General features: G+C 61.9%; 6 protein-coding genes. 5 read left to right on the top strand and 1 reads right to left on the bottom strand.

Features of this window, described 5'->3' with window-relative positions; genetic code table 11:
- Positions 1-194 precede the first annotated feature (194 nt).
- Positions 195-458 carry a hypothetical protein gene (locus EN750_RS19530; RefSeq protein WP_127397378.1) on the bottom strand — a complete coding sequence of 88 codons (264 nt, stop codon included), beginning with the start codon at positions 456-458 and terminating at the stop codon, positions 195-197.
- Here EN750_RS19530 and EN750_RS19525 point away from each other — a divergent pair.
- The 5 genes from EN750_RS19525 to EN750_RS19505 all read left to right on the top strand — a co-directional run.
- Positions 442-1,152 carry an SDR family oxidoreductase gene (locus tag EN750_RS19525; RefSeq protein ID WP_127321703.1) on the top strand — a complete coding sequence of 237 codons (711 nt, stop codon included), beginning with the start codon at positions 442-444 and terminating at the stop codon, positions 1,150-1,152. The two genes, EN750_RS19530 and EN750_RS19525, sit on opposite strands and share 17 nt — an antisense overlap.
- Before the next feature lie 11 nt (positions 1,153-1,163).
- Entirely contained in the window at positions 1,164-1,913 is a 750-nt protein-coding gene (locus EN750_RS19520) for an SDR family oxidoreductase (RefSeq protein ID WP_127397377.1), read from the top strand.
- Between the two features lie 96 nt (positions 1,914-2,009).
- Positions 2,010-2,960 (top strand): LysR substrate-binding domain-containing protein, encoded by a 951-nt coding sequence (locus EN750_RS19515; protein WP_023810154.1) that lies wholly within the window; start codon positions 2,010-2,012, stop codon positions 2,958-2,960.
- Positions 2,961-3,046: 86 nt separating this feature from the next.
- Positions 3,047-4,081, top strand: coding sequence for an amino acid ABC transporter substrate-binding protein (locus tag EN750_RS19510; RefSeq protein ID WP_127397376.1), 1,035 nt, complete (start codon positions 3,047-3,049; stop codon positions 4,079-4,081).
- A gap of 82 nt (positions 4,082-4,163) precedes the next feature.
- Positions 4,164-4,681, top strand: a 518-nt coding sequence (locus tag EN750_RS19505) for an ABC transporter permease subunit (RefSeq protein WP_145967775.1), incomplete at its 3' end; no start/stop codon positions are given.

The raw sequence follows: 4,681 nt of genomic DNA, 5'->3' as shown, positions 1-4,681 counted from the left end.
GCACAACAGTCTCGGGCGGGTGCGCGCCCTGGCCCGAGCCTCTGGCGTGGAGGCAATCGAAGCCGAGCAGAAGGCGGCGGCGGCCTCACTTTTCACCGACATGAAAAGGCCTGTCTCGACAGGCGGATGAGGCTGTCTCGACAGGCGCATGAGGCCTCGCGAATTCGATCGCATCGGCGCGCCTGGGCCGAAAATTAGACATCCATTGCGAAAGCCGTGTTTTTTGTTCCGTCACCGGCTGCGCGGGTTTCCCAAGGGCTGAAGGCGCCAGCTTGCCAGCGTTTCCTTGGGTTTTCGGCTGCTGCGGTTATCCGAACACCCCAACGGATTTTGGAGGCATCCGAAATTTTCGAAAGTTTATCTTTCCTTTTTGCTGGTTTTCTTGGTTTCGCGGCATCGGCCCGGGCCGCAAACTGAAAACAGACAATCAGGAAAGCCCACGTGACGACAGCCTTCATCACCGGTGCGACGAGCGGCATAGGGCGGGCCATCGCGATCGCGCTGAGCGACGCCGGCTACGACGTCTATGCGGTCGGGCGCAGCCAGGCCGCGCTCAAGGAGCTGCAGGCACAGCGGCCCGGCATCGTGCCGATTGCCGTCGACGTCACCGACCGCGAGGCCCTGGAAGCGGCCCTGGCGGATCTCACCATCGACGTGCTGATCAACAATGCCGGGGTCATGCCGCCGCTCGGCAACTTCGCCGATATGAAGATCGCTGACATCGACACCACGCTCGAGGTGAACCTCAGCGCGGCAATCCTGCTCACGCGCCTCGTCGTCCCGCAAATGCGCGAGCGGCAGTCCGGGCATGTATTGTTCACCGGCTCCACAGCGGGCCACGCGGCATACTCCAACATTGCCGTCTATTCAGCGACCAAGGCGGCGATATCAGGCTTTGCAGCAGCGCTGCGCGCCGACCTCTCCCCATCGGGCGTACGCGTCACCGAGATCGTTGCCGGCCGTGTCGAGACGCAGCTCTACCAGGACATCCTCGACGCCAACGCGCGCGCAGCCATGTACGCCAGCAAAGTGGTGCAGCCGGATGACGTGGCCAGGATGGTCGTCGCTGTGCTTGGGCTCCCCGCGTGGGCCGACGTTACCCGTTTCGACATCATGCCGACTTGGCCAACCTCGCCAAGCGGTACCAAGTAAGGAAAACTGGGATGAAAGATCTTTCCGTTCTGATCGTTGGCGGTGGTGCCGGCCTCGGTGCCCTCTTAGCCGAGATGGCTGTCGAGGCCGGAGCGGCAAAGATCGGCATCATCGACATCAACCAGGAAGCCGCCGAGTCCGCGCTGGCGACCGCGAAGGCCAGCGGACTGCCTACCGCGACCGCCCTTTGCGACATCCAGGTAGGCCCACAGTGCCACGCCGCATTCGAGGCGATCGTTTCGAAACTCGGGCGCGTCGACACGCTGATCAATTGTGCCGCGATCTACCCTCGCCGCCCGCTCCTCGAAATCACCGACGCCGACTGGGATGCCTCCAACGGCATCAACATCAAGGGCACCTACCACATGATGGTGGCGGCGGTTCGCCACATGCAATCGCAGGAGCCGAAGAGCCGCGTCCGCGGCCGGATCGTGAACCTGACCTCGGTCGACGCCTTCAAGGCGCATCCGCAGAACGCTCACTATGCGGCGACCAAGGCCGCCGTCGTCAGCCTTACCCGATCCTTTGCCCATCACGTGGCGAAGGACGGCATTCTGGTGAATTCGGTGGCGCCGGCCGGCATGGCGACGGAGAAGGCGAAAGCGCTCGGCTTCCTGGAGGAACTGGCCAAGGCGAGCCCGCTCGGCCGCGGTGCCGAGCCAAAGGAGATTGCCGAATGGGTGCTGATGACGGGCAGCCCCAAGAACACTTACATGACCGGTGAAAACGTAATTGTTTCAGGTGGTTACATATATGCCTAAGTCTCTTTCGCCGCGGGCGACTGAACTCTGGCAGTGCATGACCGAGGCAGTGCATGACCGACCGGGCCACAAGCAGGGAAAGGAACGGAATTTTCGATGACCGGCAAGCTGCGCCTTCCCTCGCTGAATGCTCTGCGCGTGTTCCACGCGGTCGCGCAGCACAAGAGCTTTCGGCAGGCGGCGGATGAATTGCTGGTCACGCCGCAGGCCGTCGGACAGCAGATCAAGCTTCTGGAGGATACGCTCCAGGTAACGCTGTTCGAGCGTAAGGGCCGGTCGATCGAACTGACCGAGTCGGCCATTCTTCTGTCGCACTATGTCAAAGCCGGCTTCAACGAGTTTGCCGAAGGCGTTCGCCGCGTCACCAAGTCGAACTATCGGGACCGCATCAACCTGAATGCGAGCCCATACTTCGCCACGCATTATCTCCTGCCGCGGCTTTCGTTGTTCCGGGAAATCTTGCCGGGCGCGGACCTGCGCCTGACGACCATGGTCGACCTGCCCGATTTCGGGCGCGACGATATCGATATGACGGTCCAGTGGGGCTACGGCAACTGGTCCGACTATGAAACCACGTTGCTGGTGCCGGATCCGAAGATCATCTGCTGCACGCCGGCGATCGGCGAAAGGATCAAGTCGGCGCATGATCTGACACAGTTCACGTTGCTCGACACCGTCAAGTCGAAGCGTCTGTGGCCGGACATATTGCGCCACCTTGGCGTGGAACTGACGGATGGCGACCGCAGCATCAGCTTCGACGACGCCGCGACCATGCGCCGGGCGACCTTGCAAGGCATAGGTGTGGGCTTGGTTTCCGTCATCGATGCCGAGGAAGATTTCCGGGCGGGCACGCTGGTCGCGCCGATCGGCCGCGACGCCATTGCCGACATGAAGCCGGAGGAAGTCCCGGGCTTCTATCTTGTCGTCCCACGCGGACATCTGCGCGTGAAGGCGGTCGCGGCACTTCACCGATGGCTGGCTCAGCAGGATTGGCGCGGCGACCTCACGATTTCCTCGTTACCGAAACCGGCCCCGCTTTCCGACTAGAAGCGGCTTCGAGACCGAGGCCTGAAAGACGCCTTTCGGGCCTCCAACAACAAGAAACCAAACAACCTCAACAGTGGAGACGGAACATGAAAATGATCAAATGGGGGGCTTCGGCCCTGGCCCTTGGCCTCGTGCATTTTGCGGCGCCGGCGGAAGCCGCTGGCGGCAAGACGCTCGAAACCGTCAAGGCACGCGGCATGCTGAACTGCACCGGCCATGACGGCTCCTATCTCGGCTTCGCCGAGGTGGACGACAAGGGCAACTGGAAGGGCATGGACATCGACCTCTGCAAGGCGGTGGCCGCGGCCGTGTTCGGCGACCCTGCGAAGCTGAAAGTCGTTCCTATCAGCTGGGCCCAGCGCTGGCCGGCCCTGCAGTCCGGCGATGTCGACATCATCGTCAAGGCCTCGGGCGGCACGCTCAGCCGCGACACCGAACTTGGGCTGCAGTTCTCCATGTCCTACTATCTCGGGACCACCAAGGTGATGGCGCACAAGGAGCTGAACCTCAAGTCGCTCAAGGATGCCGCCGGCGGCACGATCTGCATTCCCGCCGGCACCTCGCAGGAACAGCAGGTCGCTGCCTATACTGCCAAGCTAGGCATCAAGCTCGAACCGGTGCTCATCGAGAAGACCGAGGAGCTCGAGCAGGCCTATTTCTCGGGACGCTGCGATCTTTATGCGCAGTGGGGTCCGACACTGGCCATTGCGCGCATCGCCAAGAGCAAGGTCGACGACCATGTCATCCTGCCCGACGTGCTCGCCGTCGAGCCTGAAGTCATGATCATGCGGCAAGGCGACGACAACTGGGTCGACATCGCCAACTGGACGCTGAGCACGCTGATCTTTGCCGAGCAGGAAGGCATCACATCGAAGAACGTCGACGAGATAAAGGCCAAGCCGACTTCACCGCAGGTCGCCAAATTCCTCGGCGTCACGCCAGGCATGGGCAAGGGTCTCGGGCTCTCCGACGACTGGGCCTACAAGGTGATCAAGAACGTCGGCAACTACGGCGAAATCTTCGATCGCGATCTCGGCAAGGACTCGCCCTACAAGATGGATCGCGAACTGACCAATTTGTGGAACAATGGCGGTGTCCTGTTCCCGCTGGTTGTTGATTGATCCGTTCTGAACGCATCCCGCTCCAGGTCCCGCCCGGCTCCCGCCGGGCGGGACCGCGCGGCAATTCGGGAAGGATTTCTGAATGGTCAGCCTGCTGAGAAATCAAAAAGTCCGCAACGCACTGTTGCAGATCCTGTATGTCGGCTCGATCGCCGCGATGGTGCTTGCCGGCATTGTGATCGCCAGACAGAACCTGGCGGCGCAGGGGATCACCTCCGGATTCGACTTCCTGTTCAAGTCGACGGGCTGGGACCTGAACTTCTCGCTGCTGCCCGCCACGGCCAACGACCCTTATTGGTGGTACTTCCTCATCGGGATCATCAATACGCTGTTTCTGGGAACCGTCGGCCTGACGCTGGCGACGATCGTCGGAACGATCGTCGGCCTGGCGCGGACATCCTCGAACGAATTGGCCCGGCTGCTCGGCCGCACCTATGTGGACATCTTCCGAAACATCCCGCTGATCCTCCAGGTTTTTTTCTGGTATGCCGTCATCACCCATCTGCCGACGCCGCGCGCCGCGCATGAGGGATGGGGCTTTCTCCTCACCAGCCGGGGGCTTTACATCCCGTTCCCCAATGTCAGCAGCGCCGCGCTCGC

It is taken from the genome of Mesorhizobium sp. M7A.F.Ca.ET.027.03.2.1 (genome assembly GCF_003999175.1).
GTDB lineage: Bacteria > Pseudomonadota > Alphaproteobacteria > Rhizobiales > Rhizobiaceae > Mesorhizobium.
This window is presented reverse-complemented; position numbering and strand designations above follow the sequence as displayed.